This is a genomic window from Massilibacteroides vaginae, assembly GCF_900178525.1.
Lineage (GTDB): Bacteria > Bacteroidota > Bacteroidia > Bacteroidales > Tannerellaceae > Massilibacteroides > Massilibacteroides vaginae.
The window spans coordinates 226459-245302 of the sequence record NZ_FXDJ01000009.1 but is presented as its reverse complement, the minus strand read 5'-3'; the positions used below and the strand labels follow the sequence as shown (position 1 = coordinate 245302).

The 18844-nt window shown below is 40.6% G+C and carries 12 protein-coding genes and 1 other RNA gene; 7 read left to right on the top strand and 6 right to left on the bottom strand.

Annotated elements, in window-relative coordinates; all coding sequences use genetic code 11:
* Nucleotides 1-245: 245 nt before the first annotated feature.
* Nucleotides 246-646: a transfer-messenger RNA gene (gene ssrA / locus B9Y81_RS09455) on the bottom strand.
* A gap of 106 nt (nt 647-752) precedes the next feature.
* Between ssrA and B9Y81_RS09450 the strand changes: the two genes are divergently transcribed.
* Nucleotides 753-1142 carry an L-rhamnose mutarotase gene (locus tag B9Y81_RS09450; RefSeq protein WP_085536770.1) on the top strand — a complete coding sequence of 130 codons (390 nt, stop codon included), beginning with the start codon at nt 753-755 and terminating at the stop codon, nt 1140-1142.
* Nucleotides 1143-1146: 4 nt separating this feature from the next.
* Here B9Y81_RS09450 and B9Y81_RS09445 read toward each other — a convergent pair whose 3' ends face one another.
* The 4 genes from B9Y81_RS09445 to B9Y81_RS09430 all read right to left on the bottom strand — a co-directional run bounded on the left by B9Y81_RS09445 (nt 1147) and on the right by B9Y81_RS09430 (nt 7848).
* Nucleotides 1147-2529, bottom strand: a complete 1383-nt coding sequence (locus B9Y81_RS09445) for an efflux transporter outer membrane subunit (RefSeq protein ID WP_085536769.1) — start codon at nt 2527-2529, stop codon at nt 1147-1149.
* Nucleotides 2522-5665: an efflux RND transporter permease subunit gene (locus B9Y81_RS09440; RefSeq protein WP_085536768.1), complete on the bottom strand. Its 3144-nt coding sequence runs from the start codon at nt 5663-5665 to the stop codon at nt 2522-2524. Before B9Y81_RS09440 ends, B9Y81_RS09445 begins: the two co-directional genes overlap by 8 nt.
* Nucleotides 5662-6813 (bottom strand): efflux RND transporter periplasmic adaptor subunit, encoded by a 1152-nt coding sequence (locus B9Y81_RS09435; protein ID WP_085537741.1) that lies wholly within the window; start codon nt 6811-6813, stop codon nt 5662-5664. Before B9Y81_RS09435 ends, B9Y81_RS09440 begins: the two co-directional genes overlap by 4 nt.
* A gap of 153 nt (nt 6814-6966) precedes the next feature.
* Nucleotides 6967-7848, bottom strand: coding sequence for an alpha/beta hydrolase (locus B9Y81_RS09430; protein WP_085536767.1), 882 nt, complete (start codon nt 7846-7848; stop codon nt 6967-6969).
* 284 nt (nt 7849-8132) lie between these two features.
* Between B9Y81_RS09430 and B9Y81_RS09425 the strand changes: the two genes are divergently transcribed.
* The 4 genes from B9Y81_RS09425 (at nt 8133) to B9Y81_RS09410 (ending at nt 12292) form a co-directional block, all read left to right on the top strand.
* Nucleotides 8133-8621: an RNA polymerase sigma factor gene (locus B9Y81_RS09425; RefSeq protein ID WP_085536766.1), complete on the top strand. Its 489-nt coding sequence runs from the start codon at nt 8133-8135 to the stop codon at nt 8619-8621.
* 3 nt (nt 8622-8624) lie between these two features.
* Entirely contained in the window at nt 8625-9419 is a 795-nt protein-coding gene (locus tag B9Y81_RS09420) for a FecR family protein (protein WP_085536765.1), read from the top strand.
* Nucleotides 9420-11837: a carboxypeptidase-like regulatory domain-containing protein gene (locus B9Y81_RS09415; RefSeq protein WP_139822910.1), complete on the top strand. Its 2418-nt coding sequence runs from the start codon at nt 9420-9422 to the stop codon at nt 11835-11837.
* Nucleotides 11838-11941: 104 nt separating this feature from the next.
* A complete protein-coding gene (locus B9Y81_RS09410) occupies nt 11942-12292 on the top strand; it encodes a hypothetical protein (RefSeq protein ID WP_085536763.1) in 351 nt (116 codons plus the stop codon).
* Nucleotides 12293-12706: 414 nt separating this feature from the next.
* Here B9Y81_RS09410 and B9Y81_RS09405 read toward each other — a convergent pair whose 3' ends face one another.
* Nucleotides 12707-13138 (bottom strand): hypothetical protein, encoded by a 432-nt coding sequence (locus B9Y81_RS09405; RefSeq protein WP_085536762.1) that lies wholly within the window; start codon nt 13136-13138, stop codon nt 12707-12709.
* A 418-nt stretch (nt 13139-13556) separates the two neighbouring features.
* On the opposite strand from B9Y81_RS09405, the gene B9Y81_RS09400 reads away from it, so the two are divergent.
* Complete coding sequence (locus tag B9Y81_RS09400; RefSeq protein WP_085536761.1) at nt 13557-13961, top strand: putative quinol monooxygenase; 405 nt, start codon at nt 13557-13559, stop codon at nt 13959-13961.
* Between the two features lie 168 nt (nt 13962-14129).
* Nucleotides 14130-18695, top strand: a complete 4566-nt coding sequence (locus B9Y81_RS09395) for a TPR domain-containing protein (protein WP_176221472.1) — start codon at nt 14130-14132, stop codon at nt 18693-18695.
* Nucleotides 18696-18844 lie beyond the last annotated feature (149 nt).

The window sequence follows — 18844 nt, the reverse complement described above, 5'->3', positions numbered from 1 at the left end:
TGATTATCGAGGCTTTTTTTGATTGTGTGTTGTAGTAAATTCCGGTAGTTCCCTATAAAGGTAAGTTTGTAAACTTTGTATCCTCTCGGTAATTTGACATGAAAGTTTGTGTACCTATTTTGGATTTATTTTGTTCGGCAAAAGTCTGTAATTTTTTTCCTGAAGATTTTATTATGGATTGCTTAAAAAGAAAAATCCGTATAAATCTGAAGTTTATACGGATTTGGATTCTTTTGAAATCTAAAAAGTGGAGCTGGAGAGATTCGAACTCTCGTCCAAACGAGGAATTAATTTGCTTTCTACATGTTTATCTTTGCTTTAATTGTCGGGGAGGAGCAAGACCAAAGCCACCAACTCATCCCTTATCCTCTTTAGTTTCGCTCAGCGTACGAGGCGTCCGCTAAACTATTTCCGATATTGCTGCACCACCTGATCGGACCGCTTCGGAACCACAGCATCCGGGTGATGTAACGTCCCCACAACTATTGCGGGGATTAAGCTTGAAATCTACTATACTTCGATTAAGCAGCGTAAGCGTAATTATTTTCGCCAGTTAATTGTTTGTCGTCTGAGATTAAAGTGCAAGCCAACAACGCACTACATGCTTACAAACCACTTCTGCCCGCTGTCAAAACCGGTCAGCCCCATGAGTTTGTGCCAATCTTTCGGATAACGCTTTATCTTCAGATTGACTTTCTGCTGCAAAGATAGTGAATTATCGTTAGTTTTGTACTAATTAAAAGGAAAAGCACATGGATAAGAAGCAAGGTTACCCCCAGAAAATGTATAACGCGACTGTGAAGCGTTATTGCCAGACGTTAGAATTGAAGGATGCGCCTGATTTGATACAGGAATATGTGAAGAGGCATAGTGAAGCGCATCATTGGCCCGAAATTGTAGAGGGGATTCGTGCAGTGGGTATTCTTGAAATGGAGATATATCTTTTAGGAACCACGTTGTTTATGATTGTTGAAACGCCTTTGGATTTTGATTGGGATTCGGCTTTCGCGAAGTTGACAGAGCTGCCGCGTCAGCGTGAATGGGAAGAATATATGTCTATCTTTCAACAGGCTGATCCGCAGGCATCATCTTCTGAAAAGTGGAAATTAATGGATCGTATTTTTCATTTGTACGAATCCTGAATTTCTATTTCTCCAATCCGCCGCCTAAGGCTTTATAGAGTGATACGGCGGCAACTAATTCATTCAGGTTAGCTTCGTTTAATGCAATTTCGGCATCAAACAATTGTCGTTGAGCATCCAATACGTCCAGATAGCTTACCAACCCATTCACGTATTGAAGCTTCGCGAGTTCCTGATAACTTTTAGCCGAATTATATAATGCTTCGCGTGATTTTCTTGCCTCTTTGTTTTTCTTGTAATTTATAATTGAATTATTTACTTCTTTAAAAACTTCAAGTATTACTTTTTCATAGCTATGTACCTCTTGTTCATATTTAGCACGGGCAGCTTTATGGCGAGCTTTATTTTTGCCCATATTGAAGATAGGACCTGCCAAACTGCCTGCTATGAACCAGGTAGGGCTTTTAATAAAGTCGGTAAGTTCTGAGTTTTCGCCTCCCAATCTACCGGTTAGCTTTAAAGAAGGAAACATTTCTGTATAAGCCACACCCGCTTTTGCATTTGCTTCGATAAGTTTTTGCTCCGCTTGTATAACATCCGGACGACGTTTTAACACATCCGAGGGTAGATCAATTGGTAGTGTAGCCGGTATATATTGTTTTTTTATACTTTCCCCTCTTTTCATGATCTCCGTTGGGAAATGCCCTGTTAAAACAAACAAGTCATTTTCTTTAAGCATAATTTTTTTCTCCAGATTCGGGATCAGTGTTTCTGTACGGGCCAATTCAACTAAGCTTTGTCTGTAGGGAATTTCTGACGTAAGACCGCCTTCATAGCGTAATTTGGCAAAATGAACGCCTTCTTTTCTGGCCTCTAAAGTCTGGTGTATGATTTCCAGTTCTTTGTCGAATGTTCTGAGTTCAAAATAGCTTTGCGCAACCTGAGAAATAATGGTTAGCTGCAGTGCGCGCTTAGCTTCTACGGTCTGTAGATAGGCGGCTATACCTGCTTCATTCTCCCATCTTAATTTGCCCCAAACATCAAGTTCCCAGCTTATGCCTACATTGGCTCGTAGCTCCGGACTGTATTTTTTTGTGTCTCCGCCGTAATTCAAAAATTCTCTTTGCCCTGCAACCTCCATACCTAACTCCGGAAATAAACCGGCAAAACTTATTCGTTTGTTTGCAACCATTTCCTTAATGCGGGCTGTGGCTACCAACATATCTTTGTTATGTTCAAGCGCTTCATTTATGAGGTTCTGCAAAACACTGTCTTTGTACAATGTGCTCCAACCGATATCGGCAACAGAGCCTTCTTTTAGATCATAAAACACAGCGGGCATATCCTCGGCTACGGGGCGAACGTATTTTTGTCCGGCTTTACAGGCCGAAAAAAACAAGAGGGAGAAAAATACTAATACAATATATAATGATTTGATTTTACTCATTTCCTTTTCTTCTTATTTTTTTTAGAACACGTGGAAATCGAAATTCCGGTAGTTTGAATTTTTCCTTGAACTTATATATCATCACAAAAAAGAACGGCACAAATATAATACCGAATGCAACCGCGGCTATCATTCCAAAGAATACACCGGTGCCGATTGAATGCCGGCTTTCCGATCCGGAGCCGGTAGCAAGCACCAAAGGAAGCATGCCTAACACAAACGCAAGTGAAGTCATCAATATAGGGCGAAAACGAAGCTTGGATGCCTGAAGAGCCGCAAATAGAGGTTGAACGCCCGAATCCACTTGTATTTTCGCAAATTCAACAATCAGAATCGCATTTTTAGCAGCTAACCCAATCAACGTTACAAGACCAATCTGAAAATAGATATCATTTTCAAGCCCGAGGATAAGTATACCCAAGTAAGCACCGAAAGCAGCTACCGGTAATGAAAGAATAACCGCGCCCGGAATTGTCCAGCTTTCGTATAGAGCCGCAAGAAACAGGAATACAAACAAAAATACAAGCGCAAGGATCATACCTGTTTGCCCACTGGCTTTTTGCTCCTGAAAAGAAAGTCCACTCCAGGCCACACCGATATTTTCAGGCAATCGTTCTTTGACTATCTTCTCGATTCGTTCCATTGTTTCTCCCGAACTGTATCCTTTTGCCGGCGTAACCTGCATAGATGCGGAAGTGTACATATTAAATCGACTGATATTACCCGGACCTGTGGTGTAGTTTGTTGTTCCGAGAGCAGTAAGCGGGATCATCTCGCCATTTTTTCCTTTCACAAAAAAGAGATTAATATCACTTGCATCGGCTCTATATGATTGATCCGCCTGAATGTAAACACGATAAATCCGGTTAAACATATTAAAGTCATTTACATAAACAGACCCAAGGTAAGCCTTCATGGTCGAGAATATATCCGAAACAGGAACTCCCAACAGTCTGGCCTGATCTCTGTCCACATCAAAGTAGAGTTGCGGTATTTCGGGCTGAAGGGCAGACGACACGTAAGCAATTTCTTTTGCCAATTCCGCATAATACATAAATGTATCGGCAGCAGCTACCAGATCGTCCCAAGTAGCATCGGAACGGGCTTGTAATTTCATTTCCACACCTCCGGCAGATCCTAAACCCGGAATTGCCGGCGGTCTGTTAATGAAAGATTTTACTTCCGGATAATGATAGAATTCTTTCTGAACGTCATGTATTACGTCTTCTACTCCTTTACTTCGTTTGTCCATTGAATGAAGTATAACTGTCAATGTGGAATGGGATTGATTCGTTCCCACACGCGGACTCGAACCGGTTACATTTTGTACGTACTCTACAGTCTCGTGATCGTTCAGGTAAGCTATTGCCCGATCTGTAACTACACGTATACGTTCTAACGTTGTTCCTTCCGGCATTTCAAGTTCTACGGTGAAATAGCCTTGATCTTCCTGTGGGATAAAGCTAGTTGCGATAACCTTATTTAATATAAATATACAGACTAATATGATCCCGAATCCGGCTAACAATCTACGAGGATTATTAATAGACCGGAATAAAAGTTTGCCATACTTCTTATTGCCAATACTCAACCAGGCGTTAATCTTACGGAAAACGATGTGTTTCTTATTCTTAGATGGACGAAGAAACAAAGCACACATAGCCGGACTTAACGTTAAAGCCACAACAGCAGATATAAGTACTGAAACGACAATTGTGATGGCGAATTGTTTATAAAGTGCTCCTGTAATTCCGGGCAAAAAGCTCACCGGCACAAATACGGCAGCTAAAACCAGCGATGTGGCGATTAATGCTCCTGCCAGTTCTTCCATTGCCTTGTGAGTTGCTGTTCTCGCGTCCACTCCCTTTTCTTCCATGATACGCTCAACGTTTTCTACAACGACAATCGCATCGTCTACTACAATTCCAATGGCGAGCACCAGTCCGAGCAGAGTCAACATATTTAATGAGAATCCCATGGCAAGCATAAAGCTGAAAGTTCCGATCAGCGAAATCGGTACGGCAGTGATTGGAATAAGTGCAGCCCGCCAGTTCTGAAGTGATAGAAACACAACGATCAGCACTAACAATAAAGCTTCGAAAAGGGTTTTGTAGACTTCGTTAATTGACTCTCCGATATACTTGGTCATATCGAAAGGTATCAGAAAGTCAATCCCTTCGGGAAAGTCTTTTTCAATTGTCCGCATAGCATCTTTAACTTGCTCCCCAACCTCCATGGCATTGGCTCCGGGCAGCATGTAAATGCTTAATACTGTGGCATACTTACCATTAAGTCCGCTTTCCGTATTATAAGAAGAAGCTTCGAGCGATACACGCGCAACATCTTTCATGCGTATGAAAGAGCCATTTGAGTTGGCCTTCAATACGATTTCTTCAAACTCTTTTACCGTAGACAAGCGTCCTTGTGTAGTAATAGGAATAGAAACATCCACGTCAATGATAGGCTGTTTGCCTAACTCGCCTGCCGCGGATTCTCTGTTTTGATCCTTTAAAGCGTCCTGCAAATCCTTTACTGTTAGTCCAAAGCTGGCTAACCTGTCCGGATACACCCATATTTGCATTCCGTAATACCGGCTTCCTACGTTGGATACACGACCTACGCCCGGTAAACGACGCAACACATCCAGTATATTGATTGTCGCGTAATTACTTAAATAGATTTCATCGTATTTCGGATCATCAGATACTAAGGCGATTGTCAATAGCTGATTGGATGCTTGTTTTTCTACAGAAATACCATTTTGAACAACCTCGGCCGGCAAACGAGACTCTGCAAGTTTTACACGATTTTGTACTTCTACTGCTGCCAAATCAGGATTTACATCCACATCAAACGTAACAGAGATTGATAAACTGCCTGAATTACTGCTGTTCGACTGCATGTACAGCATTCCGGGCGTACCGTTCATCTGTTGCTCGATGGGTGTCGCTACGGCTTGTGATACACTTGTTGCATTGGCGCCGGGATAGGAAGCACTGATTGTTACCACAGGAGGAGTAATTGGAGGGTATTGCTCCGTGGGCAATACAACAAGTCCGATTATTCCGACGATGACGATCAGTAGAGAAAGAACAGTTGAGAGAATAGGTCTGTCAATAAAAAATCCAGGTTTCATTTATCCTCCTCTTCTAAAGTTACCGCATCCGTTTCAGACTTTCTTACAGCAATGGCGCGTTGTCCGTGCGTTAATTTATGATAGCCTTCGGTAACAATGCTTTCATTGGCCAATAAACCGCGTACTATTACAATTTTATTATTTTGCTCCGCACCCGTTTCCACATAGCGTTTCTCAACAACACTGTCCGGTCTGATTACAAAGATGAATGAACCTCCTTTTTCTATAGAAATCGCTTTACGCGGAACTACAATCGCATCTTCGTGTACATCTAATAACAGTTTAACCTGTGTAAATTGTCCGGGCAATAATTCCTGATTAGGATTTGGCATATCCGCTCTTACTCCGAAAGTGCCGGTTTTAGGATCTACCTGCGGAGCCGCGAAGTCTACAACCCCTTTTTCATTGTAAACAGAATTGTCTGCCAGTGTGATGTTAATTGTAGGCTGCCAGGAACGTGTGGTGTCTAACTCACCGAGGTGCACATTCCTTTGTTGAGATTTCAGATAGTCAAGCGCAGTCATCTTAAAATCTACCAAAACGGTATCGCGCTTAACAACAGTTGCCAGAAGAGATGATTTTGAATTGCCTACCAATGTGCCAATATCGACATATCGTTCACTGATATACCCCGACAAAGGCGAACGAACCACCGTATAGCTCAATTCCAGATTGGCTTGGTCTAAGTCGGCTTTGCTCATTGCCACATTAGCGTTAGCCATGTTAAGTGCTGCTTCAGCATTGTCGAGGTCAAGCTGGCTGGCCGCATTCTGTTCATACAAGGGGCGTAGGCGTTCCACATCCCGTTGCGCTTTAGCTTGTTGCGCTTCTTCTTTTTTCAGCTGCGCTTTAGCTTTTTCGACCTTTGCCTTGTAAGTTGCATTGTTAATATAGAATAGAGGCTCGTTTTCTTCTACTTTTTTTCCTTCACTAAAAGTCATTTTTTCTAAGAAACCTTCTACTCTGGCGTGAATCTCCACATTACGCGAAGCGCGAATAAGACCTACATATCGTCCATATATCTCAATATCATCTGTAGATACCGACTCCACTTCAACAATCGGATACTCCGCTACTTTTTGTTTACATGAGGATAATGATAAAATAGTAGAAATAATAAATCCAAGAACACAATATTTTTTTTCCATAAAATACATATTTCAGCGTTCATTTTATCCTGTATTTTAAGGATAATGAACCGTATGTACACTAAATCAACCTGTTAAAACGTGCACAAATATATAATTTTAATGGCTTACACTGTGTAATATAAGATGTTATTTAATCGTAATAGGGGAGGATTAATTCAAAATTCCAATCTCACGAAACCAGTCTTCGGCCCTGTCCGGCCATTCATTTACAGCGGCTCCGGTATCCCGAAGACCATACCCGTGTCCGCCTTTACTATACAAGTGCATACGCACCGGAACACCTGCTTCTTTTAGCGCGTAATAATAGAAGAGGCTACTATTAATGTAGGATTTATCATCCTCTGTTTGCACAATCATTGTTTCGGGGGTAGCCAAACTTGGCTTTACTTCAGGAGCAACCTGAAAGTGCTCACTGTCTAAGTAGGCCGGATAAACCAACAGGCAGAAATCAGGACGGCAGCTGGTCCGATCGGCCGCGTCAACGTTGGGATATGTTTTATGCGTGAAGTTATTACTTACCGTAGCGGCCAGATGCGCACCTGCCGAGAATCCCATTACACCGATACGGTTTTTCTCAATATTTAATTCTCCGGCATTAGCGCGTACATAACTGATGGCGCGTTGTACATCCTGAAGTGGTGCTTCATGTTTCGGTAAATTCTCTCTTCTCGGCACTCTGTATTTTAACAATACGGCTGTAATGCCAAGGTCATTAAGCCATTGGCATACCTCATCGCCTTCTAAATCATACGCGAGAATATTATAACCGCCGCCCGGACAAACAATAACTGCTGATCCATTTGCTAACTCTTCGGATGGGGAATAGACAGTTATCGTGGGTTCACTTACTCCTGTAATACGGAGAACAGACTCTCCTCCTGTAAATCCACCTTCCCTGTCTGCTTTCTCAATCAACCTCGCACTTTCTCCGGGTGCACCCTTTGGAAATAAAAGTATAGGACTATCTTGTGCCATAATCGGGTTTATAATCAAACTTACCAATATACATATCGTGATATAATTCAGTTTCATATCTTAGATTTATTTTTGTGGTCAAACATAACTACGAATATAACAAATTTCTGTATCGCAGGATTACCTGTAAATGGTTTTTTTTCTTGAGGATATGTTAAAGCATACCCTGCGATTTGCTATTTGTTTGAGCTATAGCGTCAAATGACCTTACTCCTGGTCATCTTTATTTGTTTGATTTTGTTGTTTATTAGACGAAAAAGAGAGGTGATTAATGAAATCTTTATAACTTCATGTAGGGTATTTGTTATACCAAACGGTTTAACTAATAAAATCCATAGTGGATGTTGAGCAAAGTAGAGTTTAAACAGTTATTCGATAACTATTTCGATCAGATTCGGAGCTTCATATTTTATCGTTGCGGTGATACGGATGTAGCATCGGATATGGCGCAGGATATATTTATGAAAATATGGGAAAAACGGGAGCAACTATATAATTCAGACTTAAAACCATTGCTTTATAAAATGGCGAATGATATGGTTGTGAGTAATTACAGAAAGGTATCCACCCGTATGGATTATGAAAATAATATGCGTTATCAGAACAACAGTCCGCTGTCTCCCGAAGAAGAACTGCATTTTGAAGAACTGGCATCTGCGTATGCTAAGGCATTAGAGAAAATGCCTGAAACGCAAAGGGTGGTTTTTCTGATGAGCCGGAACGACGAACTGAAATACCATGAAATAGCCGGATGTTTGGATATCAGCGTAAAAGCTGTCGAAAAACGAATGAGTGCTGCTTTATCCTATCTAAGGAATGAACTATTATAATTAATGAAGAAAATGGAAACAGATCATATTAAAATAACTCCGGAATGGAGTCAGTGTAAAGAAGAAGTATGGGACCATGTTTTCGCAAAACTGGAAGACGATCCACGGGCAATTAACATAACTCCCCGGAAAAAGACTGTTTGGTTTTATGCCGTGGCGTCTATTGCTGCCGTAGCCCTACTGATTCCTTTTATCGCATTCTTCTACACAAAAAGCGAAGTGGCGGAACGCGGCTCGCATCTGGCGGTGATTTTACCCGACCGGTCTAAAGTAAACCTGAATGCTGATAGCAAAATCAGCTATAAACCGCTTTGGTGGTTTGTTGCTCGTGATGTAAAACTGACGGGAGAAGCTTATTTCGAGGTTGAAAAAGGAAGTACGTTCAATGTACGTTCCGGTGAATACACCGTTAGCGTACTGGGTACGAGTTTCAATGTGTTTTCCCGTGCCGACAAGTTCAATGTAACCTGTCTTACCGGGAAAGTGAATGTTTCGGACAAATCAGGAGGCGTTATACTTACGCCCAATATGCAGGCGTTAAGGAGCGATGGGAAACTGATTGCCGATATAATTGAAGATGCCAATGAATCAGTAAATTGGAAACAGGGTAAATTTGTTTTCGTTAGTGTACCTTTGCAGGAGGTTATACAGGAAATTGAAAGGCAGTACGACATTGAAGTGATCCGAAACTCAACGATGGACTATTCTTATTCCGGTAACTTTACCAAAACGAATGATCCGAATGATGTGCTTAAAATTGTAGGTTCTCCGTTCGGAATAGAATTTAAGATAAAGTAATTGAAGACATTTTTAGTCATACTCGTGTTAGCCTTTACCGGTACGATTGCAGCTTTTTCGCAAGAGCTGCATTTGGTTGTTAATAATAAACCACTAAACGATGTTTTGCGAAGCTTACCCATCGAAACTTCTTTTGACGACAAGGCCTTGTCTCAATATCAAATCACCGTCAACAAAACCTTTGAGAGTCCGCAAACTGCGCTCGGCTTCTTGCTGCAGGATAAACCGTTTGGTTTCAACAATATCAATGGCGTTTATGTGATTGTTCCCCGAACGATTAAAACGGCAGAGTCTCCGGCTGTTGAAGCGAAACGGCTGTATGCGTTTTCAGGAATAATTAAGGATGCGGAAAACGGGGAAAGATTGCCTTATGCTTATGTTGCCGCCTACGGAAAATCAGTTCTGACTGACGAGGCCGGGTATTTTTCTTTTCTTACTGAAGAAAAGGGGAATCAGCCTGTTCAAGTGCGCTATTTAGGTTATCAGGCACAAGACACCACCCTGTCGCCCGGCTTACATGAAATCAGTTTGCAATCCGCGGTTGTTTCGATGAACGAGATAATCGTTAGTCCTGCTCCGGCTGCTATGCTTCTCCAGTCGGGTATTCGTCCCGGCGAGATACGCGTTAACCATCAGGTAGCCCAATATATACCGGGAAGCGTAGATAATACGGTTTTCAATCTCGTGCGGATGATGCCCGGTGTAAGAGCTTCCGGCGAGCCGTCGGAAGACTTGATTGTGTGGGGCAGCAATAGAGGGGAGAGCAAAATAACCTACGACGGATATACCCTGTTTGGTATAAAGAACTACAACGACCACATCGGTTCGGTCAATCCTTACATGGTGAAAGATATACGTATTTTGAAAGGAGGTTATGGTTCCGCGTATGGAGGGCGTACCGGTGCGGTTACGGAGATAACGGGTATCGATGGCTACTTTCATGGTCCGTCTGTAAAGGCAAACGTAAGCAATTATACCGTAAACCTGTTTGCTTCGACACCACTGACTGAGAAACTAACTGTTTCGGCAGCTTACAGGCAAACGTTTTACAACTTGTACAGTACGGAGAATGTGGATTTTTCGGGTAAGCAAAACAGTATGCAGGCTTATTCGGACATTTACATCAAGCCCGATTACCATTTCAGGGATGCCAATTTTAAATTATCTGGAAAAGCCTTTCGGCATGATACCTACTACCTTAGTTTGTATGGAGCCGACGATAATTTTAAATACTCCGTAAAACAACCGGATGAATACGATTTGAACGCTTCTGAAAAAAACAGGCAATACGGCGGGGCGGCTTCTTATAAACGAATTTGGGAAAACGGGGCGGTTACCAAAATCACAACAACCTTTTCCCGGCTTACTTCTTTGTTGGACAACCTCACCATCGTAGGGAATAAAAAACCGACAACCGAAGACGTAAACCATCTGGATAATGAAGTGCAGGAAATAGCGGTGAAACTCAAGCATGATTTTTCTATCGGCACCCGGAATAAAATACAAGTAGGCGCGGAATGGCTGCGATACAGGGTTAGCCTGAATAATTTATGGGAGGAGCGAGGGAAACCAACCGCTTATGTAAACGACCATATTTTGCTGGGTAAGATCGCGTTAAACGCAGGTGTCCGGGTGGATATGCTTAGGCATAAACTGTATGTGCAACCTCGCTTGTCGGGCGCATACAACATGACGGAAGAACTGTCTGCAACGGCTTCGTGGGGCGTATATAACCAATTCCTTACCCGTACGGCCTACCAGTATGATGATTCCGGAATTCAGACAATCTGGTCTATGGCAGACAGTACTTTTACAAAAGCATTTCACACAACTGCCGGTATAGCATACAGTAAAAACGGACTTTTAGTTAGTTTGGAAGGGTATTACAAAATCGCTAAAAACGGACAGTTTTTTTTAGACAACACCGTGTACACGATGGATAACACCATTGTAGGTGCGGATCTATTTGCGAAAAAACAAATCGGAGATCATACGCTGTACGGCTCGTACTCCATTAATCGGCTAAGTAAACCTAACAGCGAGCTCTCGCATGAAATAAAAGTTGGGGGTATCGGAGCTTTTGATCCGTTTTATTTTTCGTTGAGTTACGTTTACGGTACCGGTTTTGCCTATATCTCCACCGGAGGACACCGGCATGGGCAAAGTGATAGAAAAGGTCCGCATAGCAGTGAACACACCGGTGATTCGGAGGATATGTACAGTCGTTTCGACCTCAGCGCCTCTTACCGTACCCACGTAAAAAAGGTACAACTGCAAGCAGGCGTATCGCTTTTGAATGTGTTTGATACAAAGAATATAAAGTATAACTATCAGGTGTCCGGTCAAAATGCGGTGACAAATATCTTCACCAAGGCTACTCCATTTACGCCAACTGTCTTTTTTGCATTAAGTTTTTAATTTAAACAGGCTCTAAGGTAGGGTAAATCTTCTTTCGTACGGTTACTATCATGAAAGCGCTTTGAAAAATAAAACAAATTGCAAATCATAAAATAAAAGGAAATATGAAAAAAGTTTTTTATTCGTTAGCTGTGGCTTTATCTGTAGTACTATTCGCATCATGTGACAAAAACGACCACGATGATTTTGGTACATCAGCAAAGCAAGACATTGAAACAAGAGCAGCCGATTTGGGTTTTGAGGATGTTGATGCCTACAGAACAAGTGTTGCCGAACAATGCGCGGCAGGCAATCATGAAAATTGCGATATTTATAACAATGGAACTCATGAACCTTGTGCGTATGCCGATCATTCGGGACAAAACCACGATGGTACGCATCACAATGGAACCAATCATGGAACGCACGACCAAAACGGACATTCGCACGGATCGCATAAAGGCAGCCATCACTGATAATTTTTTTTGTGTAATACGGGGGATTCAAAAAGACGGTAACAAGTTCTTTATTGAATCCCCTTTTTGTATAAAGTCGATAAAAAAATACGGTTGATGTTGTGGATTTATCCAACCAAATTAACTGTTAAAAACAGTCCTCCAAAACAGTCCGATTTTTATATTACTATATGAAAAAAAAGATATCCTTTATTTTTGAAAAGATATCCTTTATTTTTTGAAAAATAACCTTTGTGTTTTTCGGGGTATACAAATGCCTGATTAACAGCGATATAAAAAACGTGCCAAAAAGACAAAAAAATCAAAGAATCGTAACGTTAAAAACATAACGTTTTCCGCCTTCGAGCGTAGTTTGTGCCACGTTTAATTTAGAAGACGGACTGACCTCTAAAGAGGCTATTTGAATGGTAAATGTTACTTGCCCATTTCTGCAGTCGTGGTCAAAGCCGTTGTGTAAGAAACCGTTGTGGCGCTGTTCAGCGGTTGTACCACTATCGTTAAATTATAGGGCAATCCTGCCGCAAGAGGCACTGTCATTACCGGTGAATTCGCATCGACGCCTGCTGTGGTAATTTCCACACCGGCGGTCTGATCAGCAGCAGAAAGCGCTTCCATATCGGCACTTCCTTTTGAAGTGTATGTTCCGTTATGCGCGAAAATCCCTATGGGGAAATCGGTTGTAAATTGACTGGTAACAGGTCCTATGCTTTTAACAATTAATGTTTTGTTAACCGAAACATTTAGTTTAATCTTCTGGTTACTGTCATGCTTTCGGTCATCATCACGGTTGCAACCTAACAGCACAATTAATGATGCCGAAAATATATAAAAAATATACTTTTTCATGATCCTTTTATTATTAAATATGTATATACTAAACAAGTGTTACAGGTCAAGGTTTGGTTAAAATATATGATTTGTAGATTGTTACGTTAACAAATGTCCTGTGCTTTTAAAAATTAACAAAGAGGCAGTCGTGAAATTATATTCTAAAACAAATAAACTTTAAAAAGGATATAATCAGTAGTTTAATGAAAAATGACTGAAGAATAACGAATAGAAAAGAAATCAAATATACAAGACGGAGTAAGTGCGCTGTTTATATTTAAATTAATCAATATTAAGTTAAAACCTTATCGGGTTGGCAGACTTCTTGATTATCATTTATTAAGAGCCGGTTATAGAAGTGTGCTATATGTAATACCTATATTTGCAAAAGTGAAAAAGTGAATTTTTCATCAGCATAAAAATAAACAGAAAGAAAATGAAAAGATTAACCAACGTAATAATAGCGGCTATACTCGTAATAGGTATAACAAGCGCCGGTCAATTAAAAGCGCAGAAATCAGTTCCGGCAGAAAACAACAAAGTCCGCCTTGCGAAGATTACCGTTGACCCCCAGCAATTAGACGAATACAATGCCTTTTTAAAAGAAGAAATCGAAGTCTCGATGCAGCTTGAACCCGGCGTATTAATGCTCTATGCGATTGCGGAAAAAGAAAACCCAAACAAAATAACTATACTTGAAATATACGCCAGCGAAGAAGCCTACCAGCAACACCTCAAAACACCTCACTTCGTTAAGTACAAAGAAGGTACACCCCACATGATACAGTCTCTCGAACTTATCGACACAACCCCACTTATACCAGGCTTGAAAATCAAATAAACGAACTGATCTCGTTTTTCGGATTTGTGCTTGGTTTTTTTAAAAAAATAGCATAAATATCAATACCTTTGTCGGCGATTTAGACATTGTGTTTCGCCAAACGCTATTCGCCGGAAGTTGGCATAATATATACATAACAATATGAGATTTAAACAAAATACTCTTTTAATGGGATTACTCTTAGTTTCTTCTATGCAAATTATTTTCGCTCAAAGCCAAAAAGGCTGGACCTCTTTTTTGCAGGGAGATGTTGAAACAGCAATTAAATTTTTCGAAAAGGAAGCCGGTAGGGGAGACGCAAATGCCGCTTTTGTTACCGGGATGCTCTATATAGACAATCGTGATGATGCTCCTGCAATTGAACAAGGCGTTAAGTGGTTAAAATCGGCTTCTGAAAAAGGAAACGGACAGGCCACATACAACTTGTTTGTGTTGAATTATAATCAGGTTTTAGATGAAGGAGAGTCGGCAATGGAAAGCTATATTGAAAGAGCCGCAGAGCAAAATTTAGTACAGGCACATCTCTTTTTAGCTCAGCTCTATTCTAATCCTAATGGGTATTTAGGAAACGATGCTCCCGTATATACAAAAATGGCAGAACATGCACTGAAAGCATATGAGTTAGAAAAAAGCCCCCTGACTCATTTCCTGGTGGGAACCGTTTATGTTTTTAATGACAAATTAGGTTTTGGCGTAAAGCAAGACACCGATCTGGGAATCAAGTATCTTGAGGAAGCTTTTGAGGGCGGGTTAATGGTAGCGGCAGTAGCATTACAGGATCTGTATTCCTCCGGTGAAGTGATAACACCTGATGAAGAAAAGGCCGCGAAATACAAAGAAATTGCAGACAATGCCTTTATGCACTTATTTGCAGAATCAGTAGCGCTCAACACTCCTAAATTGTTGTCTGTGTATGCTTTGTTGGATAAAGAGCAAGCAGTAAGTGTTGTCAATATATTAAAGAAGAATGCTGAAAAAGGAATAGGATTTGCTGATTATCAACTGGCACAGATATACCGCAATGGTATTCCTTATATTGCCGCCAATACAGAGCTTTCGCTACATTATTTGCAGCAAGCTGCTGCTAAAGATAATGTAAAAGCCTTGTGTGAACTTTATGATCAGGCGGATTATGTAGACAAAAATGAATACCTGCCATACCTAAAACAAGCCGCACAGCAAGACTATATACCTGCCCTGATGAAACTGGCAGACTACTACAGAACAAGCAATGAAGAGGGAGAGGATAGAACTGAAGCATTAGATTATTATATCAAAGCGGCTAATCTGGGAAATGTTGAGGCTATGCAAAAGCTGGCTGTTTTCTACGAATATGGAGATTATTATCTTGATTTAGAAGAAGACTTGGATGAGGCCATTAAATGGTACACATTGGTAATACAGCAGCAACCCGATAATATGGAAGCCTATAAAAATCTGGCTAATATCTATTTGGGAAAAACGACTACGCCCAATATAGCTAAAGCCTATGAGGCTATTAATCATGCTTACACGCTCGATAGTAAAGATGAGGTGGTGTTGGCTATCTTGGCCAAAATATATTCAACAAAAGAGTTTGAGCATAGAGATATTCATAAGGCTATAACAATTTATGAAGACTTACTGGCTAACCCGAATCTGGATGAGGAGCAGAAAAGTGAATATGCTTATCCACTTGGATTGCTCTATGTTGATGAGGAATTGGGAGACAAGAAAGAATATGCTAAAGCTTTTAACTGCTTCACCGAAGTGGCAAACACAAAAAATAATGCTATTGCATACTATACTATTGCCGAAATATACAGATTAGGTCTTGGAGGAATTAGTGCTGATCCGGAAAAAGCAAAAGACTATTATCGTTTAGCTATAGATTATTATTACAGTCAATACTACGATGAATTGGCTCATTTGCATCTTGCAAACATGCTAATAGAATCAGACAAACAAAAAGAAAAAGAAGAAGCGATTCGGTTTTATATCCGTTTGCAGTCTAACGATGCTGATAAATATGATTTCGCTGATATAATTTTAGCACATATCGAATTTGATTCCTCTCAGGAATGGGTCTATAATAAATACAGACAAACCAAGTCGGCGCGATACCTGAATTACATCGACAAAGGTGCTGAAAGCGGACTGGTGGGATTGCAGTATTATAAAGCCTTGCTAAACGCTGAGGTTGATTCGGATGCTGCTTTGCGGGAGCTCACCAAGTTGGCCGACCAACACTATATTCCGGCGCTTAGAAAGCTCAGTGAATGGAGTGAGGGAACGCAGGAAATTGGGTGGAAAATAAAAATAGCGACATTAACCAATCGCGATAGCGATATTTACGAAGTTCTAAAAGCTTGCTTAGAATATAAACACTATGAAGAGGTAGTGGTGTGGTATGAAAAATTGGAAGACGATGATTATTCTTTTTCCAAATCAAGGGTGAAGGAGGCCCGGGAAAAGCTACAAGAATTAAAAGAATTGCAGGACAGGGTAAAGGCCAACGATGCGGAAGCTTTGCATACTATGGCAATGGCGCTGCAAAGAGGCGCATACGGAACAAAGAACGAAGTAGAAGCGAAGAAGCTACTTGAAAAAGCGGCTGGTCTGGGTTACACGGAGTCGCTAATCTCATTAGCCAAAATGTACGAGGACCCGAAGGATAGCCACAAGCAACAAATCAGTACCAACTATTTAATAAAAGCGGCCAATAATGGAGACCATTCCGCAATAATAGAAGTTGGCAAAAGATACATCAATGGTATTGGTGTGAAAGAAGATCGGGAAAAAGCGAAAGAATATTTCTTCAAAGCCGAACAATTAGAACCCAACTATCTTGGAAGCTTCTATATCCGGATAATGAGAAATTATGACCGCTTGATAAATCAACTCGACGATGAACGGGTTGTTGATAAAAGTCCGATTTGGTGGAAGATAAGAGGGTATCTTAAAGAAGGGGATGCTGTTAAAAAGGATGAAAAGAGAGCTGATTCTATTCTGCATAAATTGGCGGACAATGGATACAGTGACGCGCAAGTAAAACTGGGAGAAAATTATGCAACCGGTACCGGCGTGGAACAAGACTGGGAAAAAGCAGCACACTACCTGAGGTTATCGAAAAGTAATGATGACAGTATGCTGAAAATATACGATAATTATGTGGTGCCGGCATCTCAAGGAGATAACGAAGCTAAGTTGAAGCTCGGACAAAGCTATCTCGATAGAAGCATATTCTACGACAATCTGGCGATAGAGAAAAGAGCTTATGAGTTGATTGAAGAGGCTGCAAATAATGGTGTAGGAGAGGCACAGTACGAAATGTACACCTTATATAATTCAAATAAAATTGCTTGTGAGTCTCAACATGAAGCGGATGCTAAGGCGCTGGAATGGCTAAACAAAGCGATTGAGAATAACTATCCTAAAGCAGCCGCTACTTTGGCTGATAAGTATATGCGAATTAGAATTCCGAATACGTCACAAGAGGAAACCGATCTCAAAATAGAACAACTATACATTCAAGCCGCCGCTGCCGATAGTAGTTACGTTGTAAATCTGGTCAATTTCTATCTGAATAGAAAAATAAAAATTGATAGGGTGGTAGAACTTTTAGAGTCTGCAGCGAACGAACAATCTCCAAATTCGTTTTTTCAATTAGCAAGGATTTATGAAGCAGAAGAGTATGGAAAACAGAACTTCTTAACCGCAAAAGGATATTACGATAAGTTGATAGCTATGGGTTATCCGGATTACAAAATTAATGTCGGCGACTTATTTATTCGTGGCGATATACACCTTGTCAGAAACCAGGAAACGGCGTTGAAGTATTACACAGAAGCTATTGAAAGCGCATTGTCCGGCAATAAAAATTCCGAGTTCAGAATAGATGGAATAGCGTCTTTTTGTAATACGGTTGGGGATGGTTTATTTTATGCAAGAAACAATTTTGACAAGGACATTGATTTAGCTGTTTTTTGGTATACAAAGGCGGCGGAACTGGGATATAAAAGTGCTCAAGAGCAATTGTTCAAATATTATAAGAAGCAACGGGAATATGCTAAGTCTTATTTCTACGGTAAACTTTCAGTTTATGATTACGAATTAGCAGTTGTAAGTAAACAGTTAAGTAACGAGCAGATAGAGCAAATTGATAAAGAAGTGCAAGACTTTGAGGAAAACATAAAATACCTGGAATACTTTGAGGAATATAATCGTGTTAAAACCTTTGCCGAAGAATATGGCGGTCATTATATAATCGAATATGCCGAAGTACACCTTGAAGGCAGGATTGCCAAAAAAGATATGGCGAAGGTTGTAGCTATTCTTGAAGACGGCGGCAAACGTGGTTATCTATTTGCGTATAATAAACTCGGGAACTTATATAAGAAAGAAGAATACGGAATAGAACAAGATATGGATAAAGCCCTATACTACCTGAAGTTAGGCGCAAAAGCTGGCGATAGTAACTGTGCCCATCAGGTAGGAGATATCTACCATTTTGGCATGGAGGGAGTAAAACAAGACTTTGCGCAAGCGGCAGAATATTTCCAGATGACCGATATCGAACAAGGACTTCACCATACGCAGGCCAAATACAAATTAGCCTACATTTACTATAATGGCAAAGGAGGTATAAAACCAGATATTCAAAAAGCATACGACCTATTAAAATTAGCAAGCGCCAATGGAGACCAAATGTCCCAAAAAGCATTAGAAGAATGGGATTTTAGTGTTTTGTTTTGAGAATTATTAGAGATGGTTCTTAAATGTGAAATAAAAAAACAAAAACATGTTAGGTCTGCCGGATTGCTAAATACCTTTTTGGAATGATGCGATTTGCGTTAATATTGCGTGTTTGTTTGTAGCTTAATGAGGTGAGTTTGAATAAATGA